The organism is Pseudomonas khavaziana, from assembly GCF_019145205.1.
GTDB lineage: Bacteria > Pseudomonadota > Gammaproteobacteria > Pseudomonadales > Pseudomonadaceae > Aquipseudomonas > Aquipseudomonas khavaziana.
Window position 1 is genome coordinate 44,122 of sequence record NZ_JAHSTT010000007.1, and the last position, 24,188, is coordinate 68,309.

Below are 24,188 nucleotides of genomic sequence, written 5' to 3' on the forward strand. Positions count from 1 at the left end.
ACATGGGAAGCGGGGACAAGTGTGGGGCGGAAGGGTTCCCGTTTTTGCTCGTGGGTCTTCAAGTTAGCTGAGTTTTACCAGTACAGCGGTAATGACGTCCATGTCACACCTGTGGGAGTAGGCTTGCTCCCGATAGCAGTGGGGCAGTCAATTAATTCATACCTGACCCACCGCTATCGGGAGCAAGCCCCCTCCCACATTTTGGCCTGTGTCGCCTGCTCGACATGCATTGTTAAAGGCCAGCAATCCATATCCCTTTAATTTGCAGGACGTTTCCTAGACAATCCTTCGGCCTTGCGCCTGCTCAATCCACTGGCTAGCCTTCGCTTCGTCGCTGCATATCAGCGATCGGGTGTGGAAACCCGGGAATGAGTAGGCGTCATGATCGTATGCAAACGCTCAATGGCGGCTGTGCGCGGGCAGACTTCGGTCTGACTGGGTCCTACTCCCCGGTTTCCACCCCGCGTATGGCTGCCACCCAATCTGCCGTGTGGAAACGGCACCGGATGGCGCCCCAACTGAGTAGGAGCTATATCCATGAACAAAGTCGTCCCCGATCCACCCTATCCCGTTTTTGTCGCCCACGAAGACCTGAGCTTCGAAGACGCCATCGCCAGCATTTCCTCGCTGCTACGCTGCGCCACCACCACAGCAACCGAAACCGCCGAGGGCCTCAAAGGCACCCAACGCGACATGGCCTGCTCCACCGCCCACTTGATCGACATGGCCCGCACCCTCGCCGACCGCGCACTGGATTGCCTGCAACCCAAACCTGCCAACACCCCATAACCCCTGTGAGAGGGGGCTTGCTCCCTCCCACATTTTGGCCTGTGTCGCCTGTTCGACATGCATTGTTAAAGGCCAGCAATCCATACCCCTTTAATTTGCAGGACGCTTCCTAGACAATCCTTCGGCCTTGCGCCTGCTCAATCCACTGGCTAGCCTTCGCTTCGTCGCTGCATATCAGCGATCGGGTGTGAGATCCCGTGCATGAGCAGGCACCATGCGCTACAACCGTCTATGGCGGCTATGTGCGGGCAGACTTCGGTCTGGCCGGGTCCTGCTTCCGGTATCTCACCCCGCACATAGCTGCCACCTTTTGACGTGTGAGATCGGCAAAAGAATGGCTTCCAATCCAAGCAGGAGCTTCAAGCATGAACAAAGTCGTCCCCGATCCACCCTATCCCGTTTTTGTCGCCCACGAAGACCTGAGCTTCGAAGACGCCATCGCCAGCATTTCCTCGCTGCTACGCTGCGCCGCAACCACCGCCACCGAAACTGCTGAGGGCCTCAAAGGCACCCAGCGCGACATGGCCTGCTCGACGGCCCACCTGATCGACATGGCCCGCACCCTCGCCGACCGCGCACTGGTTTGCCTGCAACCCACACCTGCCAACACTCCATAACCCCTGTGGGAGGGGGCTTGCTCCCGATAGCGGTGGGTCAGTCAATTAATCCATATCTGACCCACCGCCATCGGAGCAAGCCCCACACATTCGGCGGTACAGACCCGGCAACCCCAGGGTAAACAAGGCCGGCGGGAAGTGGTACAACAGGGGTCCTTGCCACTTTCCTGGAGGCCACCACTCATGACATCCAAGCTCGAACAACTCAAGCAATTCACCACCGTGGTCTGCGACACCGGCGACCTGGAAGCCATCAGCCGCCTGCGCCCGGTGGACGCCACCACCAACCCGTCGCTGCTGCTCAAGGCCGCCGCCATTCCGGAATACGCCGAGTTGCTGCGCAGTGTCGTCGCGCAGTCCAAGGGCGACGTGGGCCTGGCCTGCGATCACTTCGCGGTGGCGGTGGGTGCGGGGATTCTCAAGGTGATCCCGGGGCGCATTTCTACCGAGGGCGAAGCGCGCCAGACCTTGACCGAAGCGCAATTTCGCTGGGCCTCGAATGAAGATGCGATGGCCACTGAAAAACTCGCGGAAGGCATCCGCCAGTTTGCGCGGGACCAGGAAAAACTGGAAAAGCTCTTGGCCAGCGCATGACATCATCCATCGCCCCGCTAGGCCAACCCCGTTCCCTGGTGTTCCTGGCCTATCCACAAATGGGCCTGCTCGACCTGACCGGCGCCCAAACCGTGTTCTGGGCTGCGACCAAGGCCATGACCGAGCGTGGTCTACCTGGCTACGTGGTGCACAACGCCAGCCTGGCAGGTGGCCTGATGCCGACTGCCGAGGGCTTGAGCGTCGATACGCTGGCGTTGGCCCAGTTTGAACCGGGCACCATCGATACCCTGGTGGTGCCCGGCGCGCCCGCCATTGAACAAGCCATGGCGGACAACACCGCCCTGGTGGACTGGCTGCGCAACGCCTCCGGCCAGGCTCGACGCACCGCCTCGGTGTGCAGCGGCACCTTCCTGCTGGCATCGGCCGGCTTGCTCGAGGGCCGCCGCGCCGCGACCCATTGGGCGATGTGCGACCTGCTCAGGCAACGCTTCCCGAGCATCGAAGTGGATATGGACGCGATCTTCGTGCAGCAAGGCCAGGTGTGGACCTCAGCTGGCGTGAGTGCCGGGATCGACCTGGCCCTTGCGCTGGTGGAAGCCGACTGCGGCCGTGAAGTGGCGCTGCAAGTGGCGCGGGAGTTGGTGGTGTTCCTCAAGCGCCCCGGTGGGCAGGCGCAGTTCAGCCAGGTGCTGCAAGCGCAAACCACCGACAGCGCCGGCTTCGATGCGCTGCATGTCTGGATCAGCGACAACCTGCAACACAGCGACCTCAGCGTAGAACGCCTGGCCGCCCAGAGCCATATGAGCCCGCGCAACTTTGCCCGGGTCTATAAGCAAAAAACCGGGCGCACCCCGGCCAAGGCCATCGAGCTGTTTCGCATGGAAGCGGCGCGGCGCATGCTCGAAGACTCCCAACGCAGCATCGACCAAATCGCCCGGCTGTGCGGGTTTGGCGACGAGGAACGCATGCGCTGCACCTTCCACCGTCATCTGGCCATCTCGCCCCGTGATTACCGGGAGCGCTTTTCTCGTTAGCGCTGACGGTTCTGGCAGTCATCCAGGGTTTTATGTACTTTCTGCCAGTCCGCGCTGCTTTTACAGTGATCAGGCAATGCCTTGCGGCTTATCTGGTCTCTGGAGCAACCCCATGAAACAACACATTCTCATCATCGGCGCCGGGTTCGGCGGCGTGTGGAGCGCCTTGAGCGCGGCCCGGCTGCTCGACAAACATGACCGCAACGATGTGCACATCAGCCTGCTCGCCCCGCAAGCGGAACTGCGCATTCGCCCACGCTTCTACGAGCCCGACGTACACAATATGCTGGCGCCCTTGGGCCCGCTGTTCGATGCAGTGGGGGTGACCTTCGTGCAAGGCGCCGCCGAAAGCATCGACGTCAATGCCAAGCTGGTGACCTACCGCAACGCGGCCGGCGTCCCCACCGCCCTTAGCTACGACCGCTTGGTATTGGCCGCCGGCAGCCGCTTGAATCGCCCCGACATGCACGGTATCCAGCACGTCTTCGATGTGGACCAGATCGAAGATGCCACGCGCCTTGAAGCCCATATCAAGGCCTTGAAAAACCTGCCCGACAGCCCGGCCCGCAACACCGTGGTAGTCGCCGGCGGCGGTTTTACCGGCATCGAGACCGCCACCGAGATGCCGGCGCGGCTGCGTGCGGCGCTGGGAGATGCTGCCGATATTCGGGTGATCGTGGTGGACCGCGGCCCGCAAATCGCAGGTTCCATGGGCGATGGCATACGCCCGTCAATCATCGAAGCCAGCCAGGAATTGGGACTGCAATGGATACTGAATACTTCGGTGGCCTCGGTGGATGCCGGCGGCGTGACCCTGGCGGACGGGCAGCGGATTGAATCGAGTACCGTGATCTGGACCATTGGCTTTCGCGCCAACCCCTTGACCGAACATGTCGACAGCACCCGCGACCCCCAGGGTCGCTTGCATGTGGACGCACACTTGAAGGTCAAAGGCCAGCCCGCCGTCTTTGCAGCCGGTGACGTGGCCTACGCCGCCACCGACGAGCTGGGTAACTTCGCCGCCATGTCCTGCCAGCACGCCATCGCCCTGGGCCGCTACGCCGGCAACAACGTCGCCGCCGACTTGATCGGCGTGGCGCCGATGGCCTACAGCCAACCCAAATACGTGACCTGCCTCGACCTCGGCGCCTGGGGCGCGGTGTACACCGAAGGCTGGGACCGCCAGCTGAAACTGGTGGGCCAGGAGGCCAAGGCACTCAAGCAGCAGATCAACAGTGTGTGGATCTACCCACCGGCGGCGGATCGGGCAGTGGCGCTGGCGGCGGCGGATCCGTTGATTCCGGTGGCGTAGAACTTCGCGTTGCTCACCACATTGACGGGGAGAGATCGATTCAATTTTTTGATGTCGTCCACTCCCCGGTTGCGATAGAGCATCCTCCAGGCTACTCTTCCAACTCGCAGCAAGTGCTGCGATTGGACTTGGCGGTCCGACCAGATATAGGCGCAACGGCGCCCCCAACACGATTGCAGGCGCTTTTTTTGCGCCCGTGATTTCGTGCAATGGCGGGTTGCGCAGGGACTTCTTCGGAAGTGCCGGGTCCTATATCCCCGGTCCGCCAACCTTGCGTAATCCGCCACCCTAATTCTGCTTGGCGGCAGAAGGTGACGGCTCACTTAGATATAGGAGCAAGAACCATGACCTCATCTGATCGATACATGCCCATCACGGGCCCCGATTGCACCATACCTACCCTGCTAATCGATACTCAGGCACCGCTAGATGCCTTGCATGACGCAGCTGTTTTTCGCATTCGGGCAGTCACTCAAGTTCTGGAAAACCTGGCACTTCGCGATGAAATAAACAGCGATACCGTTGTGTTGCAGGACTTCGCGTTGCTGTTAAGTATTCCATTGCGTGACGGCTGCGATTTACTGGATATGATTGGGCGTAGGCTAAGGGCAAGGATGTCGTAGACGAAAACGGGCGGCCTCGCGGTCGCCCTCTATAAGCATGGGTATCTACATAACTTTGATACACCGCTGCTCCCTGGCAGCTTATAGCTATCTAGCTGATGCAGCGATCCAAATGTGGGAGGGGGCTTGCTCCCGATGGCGGCCTGATAGCCGACCAGGATGTTGGGTTGGTTTGCGTACATATCCATTGTTTAGGTAACGGCCACTATTGGTTCCGCTCTTACAGCGGCTCACTTTTGAAAAAAGCCCAAAAGTAAGCAAAAGGCTCTTGCCCCACCACTCGGCACCTCGCTTAGGCTCGGTGTGCCCGTAATCCGACAGGGATTTGGGGGGCCGCCGCCACGCGCCATCCATGGCGCGGGGCGGCTAAACCGGCATCCCTGCCGGTTTACCCCCCAAACCCCTGTCGAATTCCGGCCAGCGTGGTTTAACGGGGCGCCTGAGATCAAAAGCAGATCAAGATCAAGAGCGGCTCGCTTCGCATCGTGGTTACTGACGGTCGCTACGTCAGAGTTGTGTAGATACCCATGCCTCTATAAGCTCAGCCAATCAGCAAAACCGCACTTATTCAGTGCGCCTTGTGATAGTTGGTCAAAGCATTCATATAGGCCGCTTTAACTGTCAGGCCTACAGTATCCAATACCTGCGCGTTAAGAGCAGCAACCTTGTCACCGATTAAGCTTTGCCCCACCTGCTTCAACTTGAGCCGGGAGCGCCCAGGGTATTTCGCGCCGGCGACGTCCACCGTCAGGGTAACCTCACAGGCGTAATAGTCAGGAGAGTTCCAAGTCTTGACGAAGACTCTGTCGATTTCGACGCTGGTTTTGAGTGTCGAAGTGGGAGAAGCGTCCACAGCACGTTTGGTGAACTCGGTCCAGTCGTCAACAGGAACGTTGGCGAACCCCTCGTAAAGGCCAACATTGTAATTCGCAGCATGCCAAACAATCTTGCTCGACTCCTTACAGCGCGTACACTTTTCACCGCCGGTCACTTGCACGATATCGGCCTGTACAACACGACCTTTGATTGCCGCCAACTCGGCCTCCGTCGAGTACGCCGCGAAGTGCAACTGGTTGGTAACGCAGCCACCGAGCGATAACAGAACACAAACAACCATTAAATACTTCATCAATCACCAGTCCCTGTGAATTTTATTTGTTGAACGGCACTCCCTGCCCAAACCGCCGAATCGCCAGGCAATATCCCACCAACGCCAGCGCCGCCAGCAACCCGCCCGCCGCGCCGATCCAGGCGAAGCCGAAGTGGCTGCCGACCCAGCTACCCATCAACGCGCCGCCGCCGATGCCGATGTTGTAGATACCGGAGAACATCGCCATGGCCACGTCGGTGGCGTCCGGTGCAAGCACCAGCACTTTGGACTGCATGGCCAGGCCAAAGCCCATGATCGCCATACCCCAGAAAATGCTCAGCACCACCAGGTAAGACTCGGCGCCGCTCAACGGCAGCATCAGGGCCAGGCATGCGGCGAGCAGGAATACCGTGCTGATCACGAAGACATGGGGGTTGAAGCGATGCACCAGGCTGAACAACAACGAACCGATAATGCCGGCACCACCGAACACCAACAGGATCACAGTGACCGCACTGCCGCCCAGCCCGGCGACGCCTTCGACGAAAGGTTCGATATAGCTGTAGGCGGTGAATTGCGCGGTGACCGTCATCGCGGTCAGCACGTAGAGGGCCACCAGCGCCGGACGTTTGAACAGCAGTGGCAGGCTGCGCAGGGAACCGGAGTTCTGGCTGGGCAGCGGCGGCAAGGTGCGCGCCAGCCAGAACACCAGGGCGGCGGCGAACGCGGCGATCACCAGGAAGGTGGTGCGCCAGCCCATGGCCTCGCCCAACAGACGACCTAAAGGAATGCCCAGCACCATCGCCAGTGACGTGCCGGTGGCCAGCAAGCCAAGGGCCTGCACCTGCTTGCCTTCCGGCGCCAGGCGTACGGCCAAAGAAGCCGTGATCGACCAGAACAACGCATGGGCCAGGGCGATGCCGACCCGACTGACCATCAGCAAGCCGAAGCTGGTGGCCACGCTGGAAAGGATATGGCTGGCGATAAACAGGCCGAACAGCACGATCAGCAATTTGCGCCGTTCGACGTTGCGGGTCAGCAGCATTACCGGCAGCGAGGTCAGCGACACGATCCAGGCATAGATGGTGAGCATCAGGCCGACGCTGGCTACGGGCATGTCGAAGCTGGCACCGATAGCGCTGAGCAGCCCGACAGGGACGAATTCGGTGGTATTGAACACAAACGCGGCCAGCGCCAGGGCGATGACCGGTTGCCAATTGGCTTGGGGGGTTGCGGCTGAAAGGCTCATTGACGGGCGCGGTACTCTGACGATGATCAGGCGCCGCCCAGGACAAGCGCCGCCGCCGAGCATTCTATAGGTTTCTCGGGCGGCTGTTGAGGCGGATCGTCGCCCCGGGAGCTATGGCGAGGTCATGGTAATCACGTAGTTGCCCGACTCGATGGCCTTACCCGCATTGTCCACCAGCAGATAGCGCTGGTCGTAATAGCGCCCCTCGCCGCTGTCCGCCACCAGCCGCACATGGGCCGCGTTGACGCTGGCAACCGACGCTACATTGCGCGCCTCGAAGCGGCTGCCGCGACTGACTCTGGCACAGCCGCGCAGCTCCATCACCGAACCGCTGCGCGCATTTGTCGCACACCCCGACTCGACGATGGCGCCGGTGAACCTGAGAGTGCCCTGCCCAGCTATCTCCGCTGCGCCGCAGGTGCTTGCCCATAGACAAAGGAGGCTCGCCATTACTGAAAAACGACCAACGTTCATGCCGACACTCCTTCTTGGGTTAGTAAGAAGTTAGTCGTCGGCGCGGCGGTTAACTTGAGCTTATTTACCCGAGAATGAGAGGTGGATCACGGATCCACCTGCCCCATCAACTCAGGAATACTTTCCGGACGCTGGGCATAGCGCTGGGCCAACGCCGCGCAGACCATCAACTGGATCTGGTGAAACAGCATCAACGGCAAAATCAACACGCCCATGCTCGCCCCGGCAAACAGCACCTGCGCCATCGGCACGCCGGTCGCCAGGCTTTTCTTCGAGCCGCAGAACAGGATGGTGATGCGGTCTTCCTGGTTAAAACCAAACGCCTTGCTCAGCAACGTGGAGGCCACCAGCACCAGCGCGAGCAATACGCAGCAGGCCACCACTAGACCGCCCAGTTGCCACAACGGAATCTGGTGCCAGATACCTTCGGTGACCGCTTCGCTGAATGCGCCGTAGACCACCAGCAGGATCGAGCCCTGGTCAACGAATTTCAGCCAGGCTTTGTTACGCCCGACCCAGCGACCGATCCAGCGGCTGGCGACTTGCCCGGCAATGAACGGCAACAACAACTGCACGCTGATTTTGACAATCGCATCGACTGTGGAGCCGCCATCACCGTGCACGTTGAGCAGCAGCGCTACCAGCAGCGGCGTCAGGAAGATACCGAACAGGCTGGAAGCCGCCGCGCTGCAAATCGCCGCCGGGATATTGCCGCGGGCCAGGGATGTAAAGGCAATCGCCGATTGCACCGTCGCCGGCAAGGCGCAGAGATAGAGCATGCCCATGTACAGATCTTTGCCGACCAGCGGCGACAACACCGGCTTGAGCGCCAGGCCCAGCAGCGGGAACAGCACGAAGGTCAGGCTGAACACCAGCAGGTGCAAGCGCCAGTGGCCGGCACCGGCAACGATGGCCTGGCGTGACAGCTTGGCGCCGTGCAGGAAAAACAGCAGCGCGATGGCCAGGTTGGTGACCCAGCCGAAGGCGACGGCGGTCTGGCCGCTGGCCGGTAGCAGGGAGGCGAGGATCACCGTGGCGATCAGGGTCAGGGTGAAGTTATCGGGTAGAAAGCGCGGGCGGGTCATAAGCAAGTCTTCCAGGGGTTGCCAAGAGCGTCGTGGCGACTCTAACGTAACCGCCTGTTACCGACTAACGCCAATGAGCCAGTAAATGCCGCCTAAAGGACATGAAAAAGCCGTGCGACGCAGTGTGCCCGGGCTTTCCAGCCTGCCACGGCCTGTGTATGGGCGTACTGAATCCTTACCCAATCGGGCGCTGACACGACGGCACAGTCACCCGTGGGTGCAGTTGTCCTATGCGATTTCCGGGGTGCTGGAGATCCAGACCAGCGTCGGCCGCTTCGTCGCGCCGCCGCAACGTGCAGTGTGGATCCCGGCGGGCATGCCCCATCGGGTATTCAGTTCGCCCCATACCGAAATGCGCAGTCTGTACCTCGATTGCAGCGTCACGGCTTGGGCGGCCGAGCGTTGCCAAGTGCTGGAAGTGAGCAGTTTGTTGCGTGAGTTGATCCGCAACTTCAGCCAGTTGCCGGTGGAATATGCCCAGGACGGGCCCGATGGACGCCTCGCCCAGGTGCTGCTCGACCAACTCGCCGCCGCGCCCCAGGTGGATCTGATGTTGCCGTTGCCCCATGACCCACGACTGCGGCAGATCTATCGCAGCCTGAGCCTGCGCCCGGAGCAGCAGACCACATTGGGGGATTGGAGCGCCAAAGTGGGGGTCAGCGAAAAGACCCTCAGCCGCGTGTTCCTGAATGACACCGGGCTGACGTTCCGCGCCTGGCGCCAGCGCCTGCGACTGCTGAGCGCCCTGCCCGCCCTGGAACGGGGTGAGCGGGTGACGGATGTGGCGCTGGGGTGTGGATATGAATCGACGTCGGCATTTATCAATGCGTTTCGTCAGCAGTTTGAAACGACACCGGGTGAGTTTTTCCGCTGATCCTTCGGGGCTGTGAGGATCAAAATGTGGGAGGGGGCTTGCTCCCGATGGCGGCCTGACAGCCGACCAGGATGTTGGATCAGACCGAGTACATATCCGTTGCTGCGGTAACGGCCACTTAGGGTTACGCCCTTACGGCGTGTCACTTTTGTAAAGGCACAAAAGTAACCAAAAGGCCTTCGCCCCAACACTCGGCACCTCGCTTAGGCTCGGTGTGCCCGAACGCAGGCTTGAATCCGTGGGCCGCCGCCACGCGCCATCCATGGCGCGGGGCGGCTAACCCGGCGTCCTGCCGGGTTACCCACGGCTTCAAGCCTGCGTTCGGCCAGCGTGTTTGACGGGGCGCCTGAGATCAAGATCAAAAGCCAGAGCAACAGCAACAGCGCAAGAGCAAGCAGTTGTGTAGATACCCATGCCCCGACGAGGGAGTATCAGCACACACAACTGTGGCTGACACACCGCCATCGGGAGCAAGCCCCCTCCCACATTTTTGACGGCATTTCATGTCTAGAACGGGGTTGGCTGCCTGCGCTCCATAGGGCCCGGACAGAATATCGGGATCTATTGTCATGCAAATAACCCACAAACCCGCGCTCGGCTGGTATTGTGCCGCGCGTTGAAATACCGCGACTGACCTGCGAGGAAATGGACGTTGAACACTGACGAAAAAATGACCGGGGACCTGTTTGAGGTTGATAAGCGCCTGTCACTCAAGCCCGTGGTGGACTTCAACGCTTACCTGCGCAGCGCCTTTGGTGACGGCCCGTGCACCTGCGTACGGTGCGCTGCCAGCGGTGGTGATGAAAGCGGCTATGAGTTCCAGCACACGTTCACCTTCGACGGTAAGCCAATGCACCGTCGCTTTGCTTCGACAGCGGGCAGTGATGTGTTGATGGCGTTGAAGAAGGCGTGGTTGTCGTACACCAAGGTCGAGCTGCCGCTCAGTGGCGTGCTGGTGCTGGAGATGGTGAAGGAGTTTGTCGAGCCGCAGTTGCACAAGCGCCTGGCGCCGTTGTTCGTGGCCAGCGGGCTGGTCAAGGATGTGGACGGCGAGTTGCGCATTCAGCCCCAAGCCATGGCCTGACACTGTAAATGTGGGAGGGGGCTTGCTCCCGATGGCGGCGTGTCAGTCAACCGATGTATGGGCTGACACACTGCTATCGGGAGCAAGCCCCCTCCCACATTTTTTAGTAGCCGGGCACGCCCTGCACGCGCAGCTCAGGGGTCAGTTCCTCTTCCAGCGGCTCGGTCAGTGGCCGATCACTGATCCCCGGCAGCAGGATCACCTTGCGGCACTCTTCCTCGGCTTTATCAAACAGTTCATAGCCCCGCGCCGCCTGTTCCAGGGACAGCCGATGGGTGACGATCGCCTCGGGGTTCAGGTGCCCCAGTTCGATATGCTCCAGCAGCTCGGGTAAAAAGCGCTGTACATGGGTCTGGCCCATCTTGAAGGTCAGGCCCTTGTCGAAGGCATCGCCGAACATAAAGCCGTGGATAAATCCGGCGTATACCCCGGCTACGCTGACCACGCCACCGCGGCGCACGGCAGCGATGCACTGGCGCAGGGCCTTGCCGCTGCTGCCTTCGATCTTGAGGGTGGTGAGGATGGTTTCCGTGGTGCTGCCCTTGGCTTCGAAACCTACCGCATCCACCACTCCATCGACGCCACGCATGCCGGCGGTCTGGCGGATGATGGTATCGGCCGGGTCATCGTCTTCTTCGAAGTTGATCGGGATCACACCGTACATCTTCTGCGCATAGGCCAGCCGGTAAGGGTGGTCGTCGACCATGAAGATTTGCCCGGCCCCCAGCATCAGCGCGCACGCCGCACTGAGCAGGCCCACAGGCCCGGCGCCATAGATCGCCACGCTTGAGCCCTTGCCGATACCGGCATTGGTCACCGCCTGCCAGGCGGTGGGCAGGATATCGGAGAGGAACAGCACCTTTTCATCGGCCAGGGTGCCCGGCACCTTGAACGGCCCGGTGTTGGCCTTGGGCACCCGCACCAACTCCGCCTGGCCGCCCGGAATGCCGCCGTACAGGCGGCTATAGCCGAACAGCGCCGCGCCCGGTGGAATGGCTTTTTTATTCAGGATCGCTCCGCGCCCGTCGTTGGTGGTTTCGCAGGCGGCGTATTGCTGGAGCTGGCAGAAAAAGCAATCGCCACAGGCAATCACGAATGGAATCACCACGCGGTCGCCGCGCTGCACCGCGGTGACCGCCGGGCCGGTTTCTTCGACGATGCCCATGAATTCATGGCCGAAGATGTCGCCGTGTTCCACGGTGGGAATCTTGCCACGGTACAGGTGCAGGTCCGAGCCGCAGATGGCCGTGGCGGTGACACGCAGAATGATATCGTCGGGTTGTTCAATGGTCGGATCGGGCACCGTGTCGACCTGCACCTTGTGTGCGCCCTGGTAAGTCATCGCTCGCATGCTCTGCGCTCCTGCTATTGAGGGGTTACTAGTTAAGGGCGGCGCGATTGCGTCAGTGTTCCTTCAACTTGGCGCAGCACCCGATCAGTGGTCGCCCCTGCCCTGAACCAGCAGTTGGTCGACCACATGGCGCAGGCATTCCAGCTCATCGGTACCGTCGGCCCGCGCCTGGGCGTGCCAGCGCAATTGTTCGGTGGCGCTGTTGCCGCGCCGCAGCAGTGCTTGCAGGGAATCGAACAACTGCGACTCGCCCATGGCTTCGGCAGTGGCGGCAAAGGTTTGTCGGGCGCATTGCAACCATTGCTCAGCGCTGCCCATGGCACCCGTGTCGTTCAACGCGAACCGGCCCTCAGCGCCGTAGCGTTTAGCCTGCCAGCGGTTCTCCTTGAGCAGCCAACGCGCTTGGGCGCTGAATTCGGCGCCGGGGCGCTCCAGGGTGCAGGCGTGGGTGACCATCACCCGAAACAGCGTGGCAAGGGCCAAGGCATCCGCCAGCCGTGGGCAGGCGTCGGTCATGCGCAGTTCAAGGGTTGGGTAACGCGCCGCCGGGCGAATGCCCCACCAGCCGTTGCCATCGGCCTTGATCGCGCCCACGCGCTGCAGCAACGCAAGGTAGCGCAGGTACTCGTTCCAATCGGCAAAATGTTCGGGCACGCCCATGCGCGGCCACTCATCACAAGCCGCCTGGCGGTAGCTCATAAAGCCGCTGGGCGCGCCGTCCCAAAATGGCGACGAGCAACTGAGCAGCAACAACAACGGCAGCCATGGCGACACCTGGTTCATCACGGCGATGCGGTCCAGTGTTTGCGGGACCTGCACATGCACGTGCAGCCCGCACAACACACTGCGCCGCGCCACATACTGGATATCATCGAACAGTTGCTGGAAATGCGCCTGCGGGGTTGGCCGCTGCATGCGCCAATCGGCCAGGGGGTGGCTGCCGGCGCACACTGCCCCGAGGCCGAATTCGCCCAGGGCCTCGGCCAGGTTGCCGCGCACTGTCGCCAGATAATCCGCCGCTTCGCCGCTGGTGGTGAAGACTGGTGAGGCGGCCTCGATCTGCCCTTGGAACATCTCATAGGCGAAGCCACCGCCAATCGCCTCACGGCAGGCCGCCAGCACCGCCGCCGAGGGTTCGGCGAGCATGCAGCGGGTGTGCAGATCGGTGAGCAGGTATTCCTCTTCGATACCAAAGGTGAGCATGGACGTCAGCGCAGCCGTGTGACGGTGAGCGCGACCACGGCGATGCGCTCCACACCTTCATACCCCGGTTTGTCGAGTTCTTCGCCAAAGACGTCGGGGTCCAATTCACGGTAGGTCCAGCCATAGGCATCGTTGGCCAACAGCGGCTTAACTGCCTTCAGGAACGGATCGGCACCGGCCACCATCGCCACGCCGGTATAGAGCACCAGGCTGCCGCCAAGGGCCAGGCGCCCGATGGACTCGCTGACGATGCGCACCGACAACTGCTCGCCCAACGCGCCGCCGCCATGGCGATAGGCGCGCTGGCCATCGTCATTCATGTACGGAGGGTTGGCGACGATCAGGTCGAATTCACCCTCGACGCTGGCCAGCACATCGCTATGATAGACGCTGACGTTACTCAGCCCGGCCAACTCGGCATTCACCGCAGTCATGCGCAGGGCGCGGGGGTTGATATCCACCGCCAGCACCTCGGCGTCATGCCGTGCGCGGGCAACCACCAGGGCGCCAACACCGGCACCACAGCCGATATCCACCGCGCGTTTGAGCGGCTCGAAACGCTGTTGCAGATGGGCTTCGATCACTTGGGCAAAACGGTAGCTGTCGGGGCCGAAAAATACCGCATCGGCTTGTACGGTGGGAAATGGTGAATGGGCAAAAAGCAGCCCATCGAGGCTCGACCAACGCACCGTGCTGCGCCACAAAGCGTCATGTTTTTCGATCGCGCCGGCTTGCAGCAACTCTTCACGAAACGCCTCTGGCAACAGCTCATTGTCGAACGGCATCGACCAGCCGAATACATCACGCATGTTCATCGCCAGCGGCGTCGCCAAACGCCGGTAGACACGCTCGTGGGTCAGGGGCGTTGGCGTGATAAAGCGATAGCCACTTTCCTTTAACCCTCGGCCCAGGTTCAGCAAGGCGCGATCAGCGAGTTGTTGTGCAGACATGGGCAAGTTCCTTAGCGCAAACGCGCACGCAATTGGATAAAGCGGCGGGTCGCGTACAACCCTGCGGGCGTACAGTGACGGCGCGCCGACATCCAGGGGATCAGCGCGGTGAGCTGCTGGTCATCGGGCAGTTGCCACAGTGAATCCACCAGGGCCTGGGTATCCGGATCCGCCGGGCGACGCTGTTCGCGGGAGAAACGGCTGCCACGTCCCGGACGAACTGGCAGCACGCGCTGGCTGCTGATCCAGTCCCCGGCGATCCAGTCATGCATCAGTTGTTTTTCATAGCCGCTGAACACGCCGAACATCGCCGCGCCGGCGCCATCGATCAGTTGCCAGAAGCGGCTCTCGGCGGGATCCTCATTGCGTTTGATCCAACCCTTGTCTTCCAGGGCCTTGAGGAAATCGCCGATCTGCCCCGGCTTGGCCAGCCACTGGTTGACGGTCTTGCCTTCGAAGCGGCAGTAGTCCGAATGCATGTGCTGGCCGAAGGTGCGCTTGCGTTCAAGCATGGCGACCACTTCGTCCTGCAGGTTGAATTGCTTGATTACCGCCGTGGTGCCCGGGCCAAGATCATTGAGGCGATACCCTTGCGCCACGCGCCGATAGAAATCCGCCCTGCCCTCGCCCAGCGGCAACAGGCTCAGCACCGATTGCGCCGCCTTGCAGGCATGGCCGCTGCTGGCGTTGTCGATGGTGACGTGGAGGGTGAAGTAATAGGGATCGATGCCCAGTTCGCTCAGCTCGTAGGCGGTGATCAACAGGTGCAGGGGCAACTGTTCGTAGCCCAGGTTGAAGCCGATGATCTCCGGCAGGAACTCTTCGGCGCACAGGCCCAGGGCTAATTGCAGCGCACCTTGCAGGTAGTGGTCATCGTCGAGGCCGGCTTCGCTGTCAGCATCGTGGTCACTGAGCAATTTGCGGTAGATCACCACATGGTTCTGCGCGGCCTCGCCATCGCCCAACTCTTCCAGGTAGGTGGTGAGCAGGCCATCGAAACGCGGGTCCTGCCAATAGCGCAGCAAGCCGTTGAGCCAGGCGCCATCCACCTGTTTGGTCGGGCCCACGCGCTGCAGGAAATACAACGCATGGGCCTTGTTCTGGAAATAGCGCCGAGGCCGGCCTTGCTGGCGTTGCTCAAGGTAGTCGGCGTAAGCCTGGGCCACGTCTGCGCAACGCTGTTCGATCCAGGCCGGCAACTGCTCGGGCATTTCGGGCAATTCACTGGGTGCCTCGCGTACCTGGGCCAATTGCGCTTGCAGGAAGTTGCGCGCAGCTTCTTCACAGCCATGGGTTTCCCCATACAGCTGCTGGTAAAGCTCCTGGTAGGGGCCGTGAGCCGATGGGGTCATGGAGGCCGGCTGGCCTGACAGCGCTGTAAGGAGTGTCATGATGGCAGTTTCCGCAAAGTCCGTTACAACGGGCCTCCCACAAGGTGGCCCCGCAAGAGCGCTCAAAAATGTGCGCTTCTAAAATGCAGAGCATTGGGATGTGCGAAAAATTCAAATGAGGTTGGGTTGGGGTGGATAAGCGGTCATTGATGGCACAACGCAGGTCCAAATGTGGGAGGGGGCTTGCTCCCGATATCGGTGGCTCAGCCACTCCATTTGTGACTGAACCACCGCTATCGGGAGCAAGCCCCCTCCCACATTCAGCACACTCTGATGAACTATTTACGCGCCGCCTCCCACTGCTTGAGCAGGTCGTTGTAGTTCACGGTTTCGCCCTTGGGCTTCTCATTGGCCAGTTTCGGCTTCGGTGCACCCGGCTGGTCGAACCAGTATTGCGCGTCACGCTCGGGGTTCATTTTCGGGCCGCATACCGGTTGCACCTTGGAGCGCTCCAGGCGCGTCATGATCGCGTCCTGTTCCTTGGCCAGGTTGTCCAACGCCTGTTGCGGGGTTTTCTCGCCACTGGCGGCGGCGGCGATGTTGCTCCACCACAGTTGCGCCAGACGCGGGTAGTCCGGCACGTTGGTGCCGGTCGGCGACCATTCGGTGCGGGCCGGGCTGCGGTAGAACTCCACCAGGCCACCGAGCTTGGGCGCCATGTCGGTCATCGCCTGGGAGTTGATATCCGACTCACGAATCGGCGTCAGGCCCACGATGGTTTTCTTCAGCGACACAGTTTTGGAGGTGACGAACTGCGCGTAGAGCCAGGCCGCGAGTTTCTGCTTCTCGGGGGTGGACTTGAGGAAGGTCCAGGAACCTACGTCCTGATAGCCCTTTTTCATGCCCTTTTCCCAGTAAGGTCCGACCGGTGACGGCGCCATGCGCCATTTCGGCGTGCCGTCGGCATTCACCACCGGCAGGCCCGGCTTGACCATGTCGGCGGTAAACGCGGTGTACCAGAAGATCTGCTGGGCGATGTTGCCCTGGGACGGCACCGGGCCGGATTCGGAGAAGGTCATGCCGGCTGCTTCCGGTGGCGCGTAGGCCTTCATCCAGTCCACGTATTTCTGCGTGGCGAACACGGCCGCCGGGCCGTTGGTGTCGCCGCCGCGGGTCACGCTGGAACCCACCGGGTGGCAGTCCTCCACGCGTATGCCCCACTCGTCCACCGGCAAGCCGTTGGGCAAGCCCTTGTCGCCGCCGCCGGCCATGGAGAACCAGGCGTCGGTGAAGCGCCAGCCCAGGGACGGGTCTTTCTTGCCGTAGTCCATGTGCCCGTAGATGCGCTTGCCGTCGATTTCCTTGACGTCTTCGCTGAAGAACTTGGCGATGTCTTCATAGGCCGACCAGTTCACCGGTACGCCGAGGTCGTAGCCGTATTTTTCCTTGAACTTGGCTTTCAGCTCCGGGCGTTCGAACCAGTCGGCACGAAACCAATAGAGGTTGGCGAACTGCTGGTCGGGCAGTTGGTAGATCTTGCCGTCCGGCGCGGTGGTGAAGGACAGGCCGATAAAGTCCTTGAGGTCCAGGGTCGGCGAGGTGAAATCCTTGCCTTCGTTGGCCATCAGGTCGGTGATGGATTCGGTCTTGCCGTAGCGAAAGTGCGTACCGATCAAGTCGGAATCATTGACCCAGCCGTCATAGATGTTCTTGTCGGACTGCATCTGGGTTTGCAGCTTCTCCACCACGTCGCCTTCCTGCAGCAGGTCGTGGGTCAGCTTGATGCCGGTGATTTCGCTGAAAGCCTTGGCCAGCACCTTGGACTCGTACTCATGGGTGGTGAGGGTTTCCGACACCACGTTGATCTTCATCCCACGGAACGGCTCCGACGCCTTGATAAACCACTTCAACTCCTCCAGCTGTTGGGCTTCGGTAAGGGTCGAGGGTTTGAACTCGCTGCCGATCCATTTTTTAGCGGCATCTTCATACGCATCGGCCCAGGCCGAAGCGCTCAAACCACTGAGGGCCAGTACGGCGGCCAATGAAATGCTATGTCGCAGCTTATTGTTTTTATTCAACATAGAGACCTCCTGGTTAATTTCAAACGGGGCTATCGGCAATCACCTCCCTTGTAGGAGCGAGCTTGCTCGCGAAGAACGCAAAGACACCGCGGGCTACCAGGAGCACTGCGTTATCGTTGACGATTTTCGCGAGCAAGCTCGCTCCTACAGGGGTGTGCGCAGCTAGCCCCAACGCATCACACTCAATAGCCATACCAGGGAGAGCGCGGACGCCACCCAGATGCTCCAGTCGGTAACGCCGATCACCAGCAAATGCAGGTAGGCGCTGCCGAGAAGTCCGATAAACAAGCGATCGCCACGGGTGGTGCTGATCGGCAGCAACCCGCGCCGGGGGATACTCGGCGAACGCAATTCCCAAGTGGTCATGCCCGCCAGAATCAGGGCAATACCGCCAAAGAACAGCGCAGTGGGGGTGGTCCAGGCCATCCATTCCATCATCGATTCCTCTAGACCCGGCCCAGGGCGAAGCCCTTGGCCACGTGGTTGCGAACAAACCAGATCACCAGCATGCCCGGCAGGATGGTCAACACCCCCGCCGCTGCCAGCACGCCCCAATCGATACCCGAAGCCGAGACCGTGCGAGTCATCACCGCCGCGATGGGCTTGGCGTTGACTGAGGTCAGGGTGCGCGCCAGCAACAGTTCGACCCAGGAAAACATAAAGCAGAAAAACGCCGTGACGCCGATGCCGGAGCCGATCAGCGGGATAAAAATCTTGACGAAGAACTTGGGAAAACTATAGCCATCGATGTAGGCGGTTTCGTCGATTTCCTTGGGTACACCGGACATGAAGCCTTCAAGGATCCACACCGCCAACGGCACGTTGAACAGGCAGTGAGCCAGGGCTACGGCGATATGGGTATCGAACAAGCCGATGGAGGAATACAGCTGGAAAAACGGCAGCAGAAACACCGCTGGCGGCGCCATGCGGTTGGTCAGCAGCCAAAAGAACAGGTGCTTGTCACCCAGGAAGCGGTAGCGCGAGAACGCATAGGCTGCCGGCAACGCCACGCTGAGGGAGATCACCGTGTTCAAGCTCACGTAGTACAGCGAGTTGAGGTAGCCGGTGTACCAGCTCGGGTCGGTAAAGATCACCTTGTAGTTGGCCAGGGTGAAATCCTGGGGAAACAGGGTCAGGCCGCCGAGGATTTCGGTGTTGCTCTTGAAGGACATGTTCAGCAGCCAGTAGATCGGCACCAGCAGGAACAAGATGTAGATCAGCAGTGGAATTAGCTTGCGCTTGCTCATGTTGGCGGCCTCAGCGGTTGGCGTCGGAATGGGTCATGGCGGTGTAGAACAGCCAGGAAACCAACAGGATGATCAGGAAGTACACCAGGGAAAACGCCGCCGCCGGGCCCAGGTCGAATTGGCCTACGGCCATCTGGGTGAGCGTCTGGCTCAAGAAGGTGGTGGCATTACCCGGCCCGCCGCCAGTGAGGACGAAGGGCTCGGTGTAGATCATGAAGCTGTCCATGAAGCGCAGCATCACCGCGATCAGCAACACGCTTTTCATCTTCGGCAATTGGATATGCCGGAACACCGCCCAGGCCGAGGCACGATCAATCCGTGCGGCCTGGTAGTACACGTCCGGAATCGCGCGCAGGCCGGAGTAGCACAGCAGCGCGACCAATGAGGTCCAGTGCCACACATCCATCACCAGCACGGTGACCCAGGCGTCCATGGTATTGGCCGCATAGTTGTAGCTGATGCCCATGGCGTTGAGGGTCGAACCCAGCAGGCCGATGTCGGCGCGACCAAAAATCTGCCAGATGGTGCCGACCACGTTCCATGGAATCAGCAGCGGAATGGCGAGGATGATCAGCACCAGCGATGACCAGCGGCCCTTGGTTGGCATGGTCAGGGCGATGGCGATGCCCAAGGGGATTTCAATCAGCAGTACGCAGGCCGAATAGATGAACTGGCGCAGCAGCGAGTCGTGCAGCCGTGGGTCGAGCAACACCTGCTTGTACCAGTCAGCCCCGACAAAGTAGCGGCTGGACTGGTCGAAAATATCCTGCACCGAATAGTTGACCACGGTCATCATCGGGATCACCGCACTGAACGCCACCAGCAGGAACACCGGCAACACCAGCCACCAGGCCTTGTTGTTCTGCACCTTGTTCATGGCGCCACCTCCACCAGGTAATCGTCGGCATAGAGCATCAGCCATTGCGCGGGGAAGCTGATCGACGCCCTGCCCTCCGGCACTGGCTTGTCTTCGGCCAGGCGCACTTTCAGCGGTGCGCCGTCGAGGTTGAGAGTCATGATCTTGTAGGTGCCGAGGTCTTCCACATGCACGATCTCGGCTTGCAGGGCGTCAGGGTTGTACTCGTCCCATACGTGGATAAATTCCGGGCGAATGCCCACTTGGAGCTTTTGGTAGTCGGTGGCGCTGATACGTTGCTGCAAGGCCTCGGACAGCGGCAGCTGCGTGTCGGCAAAGCCCACGCCGCCGGGCTTGGCCTGCACCTCAATCAGATTCATCCCGGGGCTGCCGATGAAATAGCCGACAAAGGTATGGCTTGGGCGCTCGAACAATTCACGCGGGGTGCCGAACTGCACGATCTGCCCGCCGTACATCACCGCGATCTTGTCGGCAAAGGTGGAGGCCTCCAGTTGATCATGGGTGACGTAGACCATGGTGATGTTGAACTGCTCGTGGATCTGCTTGAGCTTGCGCCGTAGTTTCCATTTCAGGTGCGGGTCAATCACCGTCAACGGCTCGTCGAACAGAATTGCCGACACGTCATCGCGCACCAGGCCACGGCCCATGGAGACTTTCTGTTTTTCGTCGGCGGTGAGGTTGCGGGCTTTTTTGCTCAGCAGGTTTTGCAGGTCGAGGACTTCGGCAATTTCCTGCACTTTGCTGTGGATTTTCGCCTCGGCCATGCCCTGGTTTCGCAGAGGGAAGGCCAGGTTATCGAACACCGTCATGGTGTCGTACACCACCGGGAACTGGAACACCTGGGCGATATTGCGTTTCTCCGGGGTCAGCTCGTTGACCACTTGGGTATCGAACAGTACCTGGCCTTCGGACGGGCTGAGCAGCCCGGAGATGATATTGAGCAGCGTGGACTTGCCGCAGCCTGACGGCCCGAGCAAGGCGTAGGCACCGCCCTGCTCCCACACATGGTTCATTTCCCGGATGGCATAGTCCTCTGGCCCAGTCGGCGTAGGACTGTAGCTATGGGCCAGGTTACGCAAATGGATCTCGGCCATCAGGCAACCCTCGCGATACGGCGTCCGGGGGCCTGGACCAAACGGCCCTGGCCATCGAACACAAACAGTTTATGGGTGGGGATATACACGCGGATCGGCGCGTCGACGTCGTACTCGTGCACCCCCGGCAGGTGCAGCACCAGCAGGAAATGTTCGCTGCGCACATGCAGAAAGGTTTCCGAGCCACTGATCTCGGCGACTTCCACGGTCACCGCCAGCTCCAGGTCATCGTCGTTGCTCGGTACCAGGCTGATATGGCTGGGGCGCACGCCAAAGCGAAATTCGCCTTCGCCGATGGCACGCAGGTCGACGTTCAGCGGGAAATGCACAAAGTTGGCAAAACTGACTTCGTTGCCGCTGATGCGCCCGGGCATCAGGTTGATCGGCGGCTCGGAGAACAGCTCGGCAGCGAGCACCGTCTGCGGCTGGTGATAGACCTCGGCGGCCTTACCGCTCTGGATCACCCGGCCCTCGTGAAGAATGGTGGTTGTGCCCCCCAGGGCCAGGGCCTCGTTGGGTTCGGTAGTGGCATAAATGGCGATGGTATGGCGCGCCTTGAACAGCTCGCGCATTTCCTGACGCAGCTCTTCGCGCAGTTTGTAGTCCAGGTTGACCAGCGGCTCATCGAACAAAATCAGTTCTGCGTCCTTGACCAAGGCACGGGCCATGGCGGTGCGTTGCTGCTGACCGCCGGACAGCTCCAGCGGATGACGCTGCAGGAATTTCTCGATGCGCAGCATTCTGGCGGTTTCCAGCACCTTGCTCTGGATCAGCTCGTTGGACACACCGGCCTGGCGCAACGGCGAGGCGATATTTTCAAATACGGTCATGGTCGGGTAGTTGATGAACTGCTGGTAGACCATCGACACATTGCGCAGGCGCACCGGCTTGTGCGTCACGTCCACGCCGTTCATCAGGATGCGCCCGCTGTCGGGCTTGTCCAGGCCGGCCATCAGGCGCATCAGGCTGGTCTTGCCGGACAGCGTGCGACCGAGCAAGACGTTGAACGAACCGGCTTCGAAACGCAGGTTGGCGTCGTCGATCCAGGTTTGGCCGTCGACAACGCGGGAGACATGTTCCAGGGTCAATGACATGACACGACCTTTTTATTATTGGAATGAATCTGGCCAGTCGTCAGAGCGAGTTTCGTGCCAAAACTGCAAGCGCTTGATGCGTAAGGAAATCGGTTAATTGGGATGTTCAGGAGTGAACAAAGTGGCTGAACAACTGAACACTTTCGGGGTTGACAATGAACAGTTCTGAACAACACTCTCATGACCAACAGAGGATAAAAATGTGGGAGGGGGCTTGCTCCCGATAGCGGTGTATCAGTCAGCATTTTTTTCACTGATATACCGCTATCGGGAGCAAGCCCCCTCCCACATTGATCTGGTTAGATCCGTTAGATTGTGCACATCCAATAACAATAAAAATGAAGGTCGCACCATGGCCGAACCACTGGCTCACGACACCCTTATCCAGGATTCCTGGCGCCGTTGCCGCGCCTTTGGCCTGGATCACCAGAGCGCTCCCAGCTTTGACCAGCTCCCTGCCGAAGGCATTCGTCAACTGTTGGAGAGCCAGCATTCACTGGTGCAGACCACCCACCAGGAAGTGCTGCCCTACTACGAGAACATCCTCAGTAATTCCAACTGCCTGATCATGCTGGCCGACAACCAGGGCCAGGTCCTGACCTCCTGGGGCACCCAGCGCTTTATCGAGCCCAAGCTGGCCCGTGGTTTCAGCCCCGGCGCCAGCTGGAAGGAGCGTTCCAGCGGCACCAATGCCATTGGCACCGCGCTGGCCTGCGCCCAGGCGGTGCATATCGAACACGATGAACACTTTCTCAAGGCCAACCGCTTCATGACCGGCTCGGCCGCCCCCATTTTCGATGCACAGCGCGAAATCATCGCGGTGCTGGATGTGTCCAGCGACAGCTACCTGCCGCCCTCCCACACCCTGGGCATGGTCAAAATGATGAGCCAGACCGTGGAAAACCGGCTGATCCTCAACCTGTTCCGCGGCGAACATTTCCAACTGACGTTCAACACCGGCTTGAGCAATCTCGACAGCCAGTGGGCCGGCCTGTTGATCTTCGATGAGAGCGGCCAGGTGCTGTCGGCCAACCGGCGCGCGGACAACCTGCTGGGTATCAGCCTGTCGCGGGTGATGATCGACCGTTTGTTCAAGGTCTCGCTGCTGGAGCTGCTCAACCAGCCGGAGGGCTTGCCGTTCTCGTTGCAGGCAGCGGGACGCAATCGGTTCCAGTGCCTGTTGAAGCGACCCAAGCAGATGCCGGTGCAAGCCCGGGTGTTCAATGAACCGACGCCGCCGCCAACCCCGGCCTCGATCAACCTCAAGACCCTGCATTTTGGCGATGCACGGGTGGAGAAAGCTGTGCGTCAGGCCGAGCGCCTGTTGGAAAAGGACATACCGTTGCTGATCCACGGCGAGACCGGCGTGGGCAAAGAGGTGTTCGTCAAGGCCCTGCATCAGGCCAGTTCCCGCAGCCGCCAGGCGTTTATCGCGGTGAACTGTGCGGCGATTCCCGCTGAGTTGGTGGAATCGGAATTGTTCGGCTATGAAAAAGGCGCCTTCACCGGCGCCAATCAGAAAGGCAGCATCGGCCTGATCCGCAAGGCGGACAAGGGCACGCTGTTTCTCGATGAGATTGGCGATATGCCATTGCCGACCCAGGCCCGGCTGTTACGGGTGTTGCAAGAGCGCTGCGTGCAACCGGTGGGCAGCAGCGAGGTGTTCCCGGTGGACTTGCGCATCATCTCGGCGACCAACCGGGCCCTGCGTGAGCTGGTGCAGGCTGGACGCTTTCGTGAGGACTTGTACTACCGCATCGGCGGCCTGACCCTGGAGTTACCGCCGTTACGTGAGCGTACCGACAAGCGGGCGTTGTTCCAGCAACTGTGGCAGCAACACCGCGAGCCGACCCAGTGGTCCGGGCTGAGTGCCGAGGTGCTGGGGTTGTTCGAGCAACATCCGTGGCCGGGGAATTTGCGCCAGGTGAGCAGCGTATTACAGGTGGCACTGGCAATGGCCGAAGAGCAGCCGATCCGTGCGGAGCATCTGCCCGATGATTTTTTTGTCGATCTAAAAGAGGCGGCGCCGCTGTCTACACGTGAGCGCCTGGATGACAACCTGGATCTGAGCCAACGCCTTGAGGCCGTGGGCGGAAATATTTCCCACCTGGCGCGGGAACTGGGGGTAAGCCGCAACACCCTGTACAAACGCCTGCGCCAGCACGAAGGCTGAT

Annotated in this window: 22 protein-coding genes and 1 pseudogene; 9 read left to right on the plus strand and 14 right to left on the minus strand. The window is 60.7% G+C overall.

Translation table 11 applies throughout. The features are described 5' to 3' along the window. Positions 1 to 537: 537 nt before the first annotated feature. The 6 genes and pseudogenes from KVH01_RS17730 to KVH01_RS17755 all read left to right on the plus strand — a co-directional run bounded on the left by KVH01_RS17730 (position 538) and on the right by KVH01_RS17755 (position 4,930). Positions 538 to 789 carry a DUF6124 family protein gene (locus KVH01_RS17730; RefSeq protein ID WP_217882294.1) on the plus strand — a complete coding sequence of 84 codons (252 nt, stop codon included), beginning with the start codon at positions 538 to 540 and terminating at the stop codon, positions 787 to 789. Positions 790 to 1,154: 365 nt separating this feature from the next. Then, positions 1,155 to 1,406, plus strand: coding sequence for a DUF6124 family protein (locus tag KVH01_RS17735; protein ID WP_217882295.1), 252 nt, complete (start codon positions 1,155 to 1,157; stop codon positions 1,404 to 1,406). A gap of 183 nt (positions 1,407 to 1,589) precedes the next feature. Beyond that, positions 1,590 to 1,982 (plus strand): annotated as a pseudogene (locus KVH01_RS17740) (transaldolase family protein); the annotation flags it as partial. A 14-nt stretch (positions 1,983 to 1,996) separates the two neighbouring features. Further along, positions 1,997 to 2,995: a GlxA family transcriptional regulator gene (locus KVH01_RS17745; RefSeq protein ID WP_217882297.1), complete on the plus strand. Its 999-nt coding sequence runs from the start codon at positions 1,997 to 1,999 to the stop codon at positions 2,993 to 2,995. Between the two features lie 112 nt (positions 2,996 to 3,107). After that, the gene (locus tag KVH01_RS17750) at positions 3,108 to 4,307 is read left to right on the plus strand and encodes an NAD(P)/FAD-dependent oxidoreductase (protein ID WP_217882298.1); all 1,200 of its coding nucleotides are present in this window, start codon (positions 3,108 to 3,110) and stop codon (positions 4,305 to 4,307) included. Positions 4,308 to 4,672: 365 nt separating this feature from the next. Then, on the plus strand, positions 4,673 to 4,930 hold the full coding sequence (locus tag KVH01_RS17755; protein ID WP_217882466.1) for a hypothetical protein: 258 nt from the start codon (positions 4,673 to 4,675) through the stop codon (positions 4,928 to 4,930). A 568-nt stretch (positions 4,931 to 5,498) separates the two neighbouring features. Here KVH01_RS17755 and KVH01_RS17760 read toward each other — a convergent pair. The 4 genes from KVH01_RS17760 to KVH01_RS17775 form a co-directional block, all read right to left on the minus strand. After that, positions 5,499 to 6,059, minus strand: a complete 561-nt coding sequence (locus KVH01_RS17760) for a hypothetical protein (protein WP_217882299.1) — start codon at positions 6,057 to 6,059, stop codon at positions 5,499 to 5,501. A 22-nt stretch (positions 6,060 to 6,081) separates the two neighbouring features. Continuing rightward, complete coding sequence (locus KVH01_RS17765) at positions 6,082 to 7,269, minus strand: sugar transporter (protein ID WP_043050690.1); 1,188 nt, start codon at positions 7,267 to 7,269, stop codon at positions 6,082 to 6,084. Between the two features lie 111 nt (positions 7,270 to 7,380). Then, positions 7,381 to 7,743 (minus strand): type 1 fimbrial protein, encoded by a 363-nt coding sequence (locus KVH01_RS17770; RefSeq protein WP_217882300.1) that lies wholly within the window; start codon positions 7,741 to 7,743, stop codon positions 7,381 to 7,383. 86 nt (positions 7,744 to 7,829) lie between these two features. Next, complete coding sequence (locus KVH01_RS17775; protein ID WP_217882301.1) at positions 7,830 to 8,828, minus strand: bile acid:sodium symporter family protein; 999 nt, start codon at positions 8,826 to 8,828, stop codon at positions 7,830 to 7,832. A gap of 85 nt (positions 8,829 to 8,913) precedes the next feature. Between KVH01_RS17775 and KVH01_RS17780 the strand changes: the two genes are divergently transcribed. Together KVH01_RS17780 and KVH01_RS17785 are read left to right on the plus strand one after the other, a co-directional pair. After that, positions 8,914 to 9,702, plus strand: a complete 789-nt coding sequence (locus tag KVH01_RS17780; RefSeq protein ID WP_217882302.1) for an AraC family transcriptional regulator — start codon at positions 8,914 to 8,916, stop codon at positions 9,700 to 9,702. Between the two features lie 652 nt (positions 9,703 to 10,354). Then, the gene (locus KVH01_RS17785) at positions 10,355 to 10,786 is read left to right on the plus strand and encodes a hypothetical protein (protein ID WP_056846517.1); all 432 of its coding nucleotides are present in this window, start codon (positions 10,355 to 10,357) and stop codon (positions 10,784 to 10,786) included. 103 nt (positions 10,787 to 10,889) lie between these two features. On the opposite strand, the gene KVH01_RS17790 is transcribed toward KVH01_RS17785, so the two are convergent. The 10 genes from KVH01_RS17790 to KVH01_RS17835 all read right to left on the minus strand — a co-directional run bounded on the left by KVH01_RS17790 (position 10,890) and on the right by KVH01_RS17835 (position 22,014). After that, the gene (locus KVH01_RS17790; protein ID WP_217882303.1) at positions 10,890 to 12,137 is read right to left on the minus strand and encodes a zinc-dependent alcohol dehydrogenase; all 1,248 of its coding nucleotides are present in this window, start codon (positions 12,135 to 12,137) and stop codon (positions 10,890 to 10,892) included. An 84-nt stretch (positions 12,138 to 12,221) separates the two neighbouring features. Then, the gene (locus KVH01_RS17795) at positions 12,222 to 13,340 is read right to left on the minus strand and encodes a carboxylate-amine ligase (protein WP_217882304.1); all 1,119 of its coding nucleotides are present in this window, start codon (positions 13,338 to 13,340) and stop codon (positions 12,222 to 12,224) included. 5 nt (positions 13,341 to 13,345) lie between these two features. Beyond that, a complete protein-coding gene (locus KVH01_RS17800) occupies positions 13,346 to 14,290 on the minus strand; it encodes a methyltransferase (protein ID WP_217882305.1) in 945 nt (314 codons plus the stop codon). An 11-nt stretch (positions 14,291 to 14,301) separates the two neighbouring features. Beyond that, positions 14,302 to 15,681 (minus strand): iron-containing redox enzyme family protein, encoded by a 1,380-nt coding sequence (locus tag KVH01_RS17805; RefSeq protein WP_217882307.1) that lies wholly within the window; start codon positions 15,679 to 15,681, stop codon positions 14,302 to 14,304. A 278-nt stretch (positions 15,682 to 15,959) separates the two neighbouring features. Beyond that, on the minus strand, positions 15,960 to 17,702 hold the full coding sequence (locus KVH01_RS17810) for an ABC transporter substrate-binding protein (RefSeq protein WP_003192009.1): 1,743 nt from the start codon (positions 17,700 to 17,702) through the stop codon (positions 15,960 to 15,962). A gap of 162 nt (positions 17,703 to 17,864) precedes the next feature. Further along, positions 17,865 to 18,137 (minus strand): DUF2160 domain-containing protein, encoded by a 273-nt coding sequence (locus KVH01_RS17815; RefSeq protein ID WP_014718862.1) that lies wholly within the window; start codon positions 18,135 to 18,137, stop codon positions 17,865 to 17,867. An 11-nt stretch (positions 18,138 to 18,148) separates the two neighbouring features. Then, a complete protein-coding gene (locus KVH01_RS17820; RefSeq protein ID WP_003232361.1) occupies positions 18,149 to 18,949 on the minus strand; it encodes a carbohydrate ABC transporter permease in 801 nt (266 codons plus the stop codon). Positions 18,950 to 18,959: 10 nt separating this feature from the next. Further along, positions 18,960 to 19,826, minus strand: coding sequence for a carbohydrate ABC transporter permease (locus tag KVH01_RS17825; protein ID WP_005789024.1), 867 nt, complete (start codon positions 19,824 to 19,826; stop codon positions 18,960 to 18,962). After that, positions 19,823 to 20,920, minus strand: a complete 1,098-nt coding sequence (locus KVH01_RS17830; RefSeq protein WP_217882308.1) for an ABC transporter ATP-binding protein — start codon at positions 20,918 to 20,920, stop codon at positions 19,823 to 19,825. The genes KVH01_RS17825 and KVH01_RS17830 overlap by 4 nt, the downstream gene beginning before the upstream one ends. Continuing rightward, entirely contained in the window at positions 20,920 to 22,014 is a 1,095-nt protein-coding gene (locus KVH01_RS17835) for an ABC transporter ATP-binding protein (RefSeq protein WP_217882309.1), read from the minus strand. Before KVH01_RS17835 ends, KVH01_RS17830 begins: the two co-directional genes overlap by 1 nt. Positions 22,015 to 22,366: 352 nt before the next feature. Here KVH01_RS17835 and KVH01_RS17840 point away from each other — a divergent pair, with 352 nt between their 5' ends. Continuing rightward, complete coding sequence (locus tag KVH01_RS17840; protein WP_217882310.1) at positions 22,367 to 24,187, plus strand: sigma-54-dependent Fis family transcriptional regulator; 1,821 nt, start codon at positions 22,367 to 22,369, stop codon at positions 24,185 to 24,187. Position 24,188 lies beyond the last annotated feature (1 nt).

What these genes read in the sequence shown, in the direction of transcription:
- KVH01_RS17730 (WP_217882294.1), top strand. Translation starts at nt 538, where the DNA reads ATGAACAAAGTCGTCCCCGATCCACCCTATCCCGTTTTTGTCGCCCAC.
- KVH01_RS17735 (WP_217882295.1), top strand. Translation starts at nt 1,155, where the DNA reads ATGAACAAAGTCGTCCCCGATCCACCCTATCCCGTTTTTGTCGCCCAC.
- KVH01_RS17745 (WP_217882297.1), top strand. Translation starts at nt 1,997, where the DNA reads ATGACATCATCCATCGCCCCGCTAGGCCAACCCCGTTCCCTGGTGTTC.
- KVH01_RS17750 (WP_217882298.1), top strand. Translation starts at nt 3,108, where the DNA reads ATGAAACAACACATTCTCATCATCGGCGCCGGGTTCGGCGGCGTGTGG.
- KVH01_RS17755 (WP_217882466.1), top strand. Translation starts at nt 4,673, where the DNA reads ATGCCCATCACGGGCCCCGATTGCACCATACCTACCCTGCTAATCGAT.
- KVH01_RS17760 (WP_217882299.1), bottom strand. Translation starts at nt 6,059, where the DNA reads ATGAAGTATTTAATGGTTGTTTGTGTTCTGTTATCGCTCGGTGGCTGC.
- KVH01_RS17765 (WP_043050690.1), bottom strand. Translation starts at nt 7,269, where the DNA reads ATGAGCCTTTCAGCCGCAACCCCCCAAGCCAATTGGCAACCGGTCATC.
- KVH01_RS17770 (WP_217882300.1), bottom strand. Translation starts at nt 7,743, where the DNA reads ATGAACGTTGGTCGTTTTTCAGTAATGGCGAGCCTCCTTTGTCTATGG.
- KVH01_RS17775 (WP_217882301.1), bottom strand. Translation starts at nt 8,828, where the DNA reads ATGACCCGCCCGCGCTTTCTACCCGATAACTTCACCCTGACCCTGATC.
- KVH01_RS17780 (WP_217882302.1), top strand. Translation starts at nt 8,914, where the DNA reads ATGCCGCCTAAAGGACATGAAAAAGCCGTGCGACGCAGTGTGCCCGGG.
- KVH01_RS17790 (WP_217882303.1), bottom strand. Translation starts at nt 12,137, where the DNA reads ATGCGAGCGATGACTTACCAGGGCGCACACAAGGTGCAGGTCGACACG.
- KVH01_RS17795 (WP_217882304.1), bottom strand. Translation starts at nt 13,340, where the DNA reads ATGCTCACCTTTGGTATCGAAGAGGAATACCTGCTCACCGATCTGCAC.
- KVH01_RS17800 (WP_217882305.1), bottom strand. Translation starts at nt 14,290, where the DNA reads ATGTCTGCACAACAACTCGCTGATCGCGCCTTGCTGAACCTGGGCCGA.
- KVH01_RS17805 (WP_217882307.1), bottom strand. Translation starts at nt 15,681, where the DNA reads ATGACACTCCTTACAGCGCTGTCAGGCCAGCCGGCCTCCATGACCCCA.
- KVH01_RS17810 (WP_003192009.1), bottom strand. Translation starts at nt 17,702, where the DNA reads ATGTTGAATAAAAACAATAAGCTGCGACATAGCATTTCATTGGCCGCC.
- KVH01_RS17815 (WP_014718862.1), bottom strand. Translation starts at nt 18,137, where the DNA reads ATGGAATGGATGGCCTGGACCACCCCCACTGCGCTGTTCTTTGGCGGT.
- KVH01_RS17820 (WP_003232361.1), bottom strand. Translation starts at nt 18,949, where the DNA reads ATGAGCAAGCGCAAGCTAATTCCACTGCTGATCTACATCTTGTTCCTG.
- KVH01_RS17825 (WP_005789024.1), bottom strand. Translation starts at nt 19,826, where the DNA reads ATGAACAAGGTGCAGAACAACAAGGCCTGGTGGCTGGTGTTGCCGGTG.
- KVH01_RS17830 (WP_217882308.1), bottom strand. Translation starts at nt 20,920, where the DNA reads ATGGCCGAGATCCATTTGCGTAACCTGGCCCATAGCTACAGTCCTACG.
- KVH01_RS17835 (WP_217882309.1), bottom strand. Translation starts at nt 22,014, where the DNA reads ATGTCATTGACCCTGGAACATGTCTCCCGCGTTGTCGACGGCCAAACC.
- KVH01_RS17840 (WP_217882310.1), top strand. Translation starts at nt 22,367, where the DNA reads ATGGCCGAACCACTGGCTCACGACACCCTTATCCAGGATTCCTGGCGC.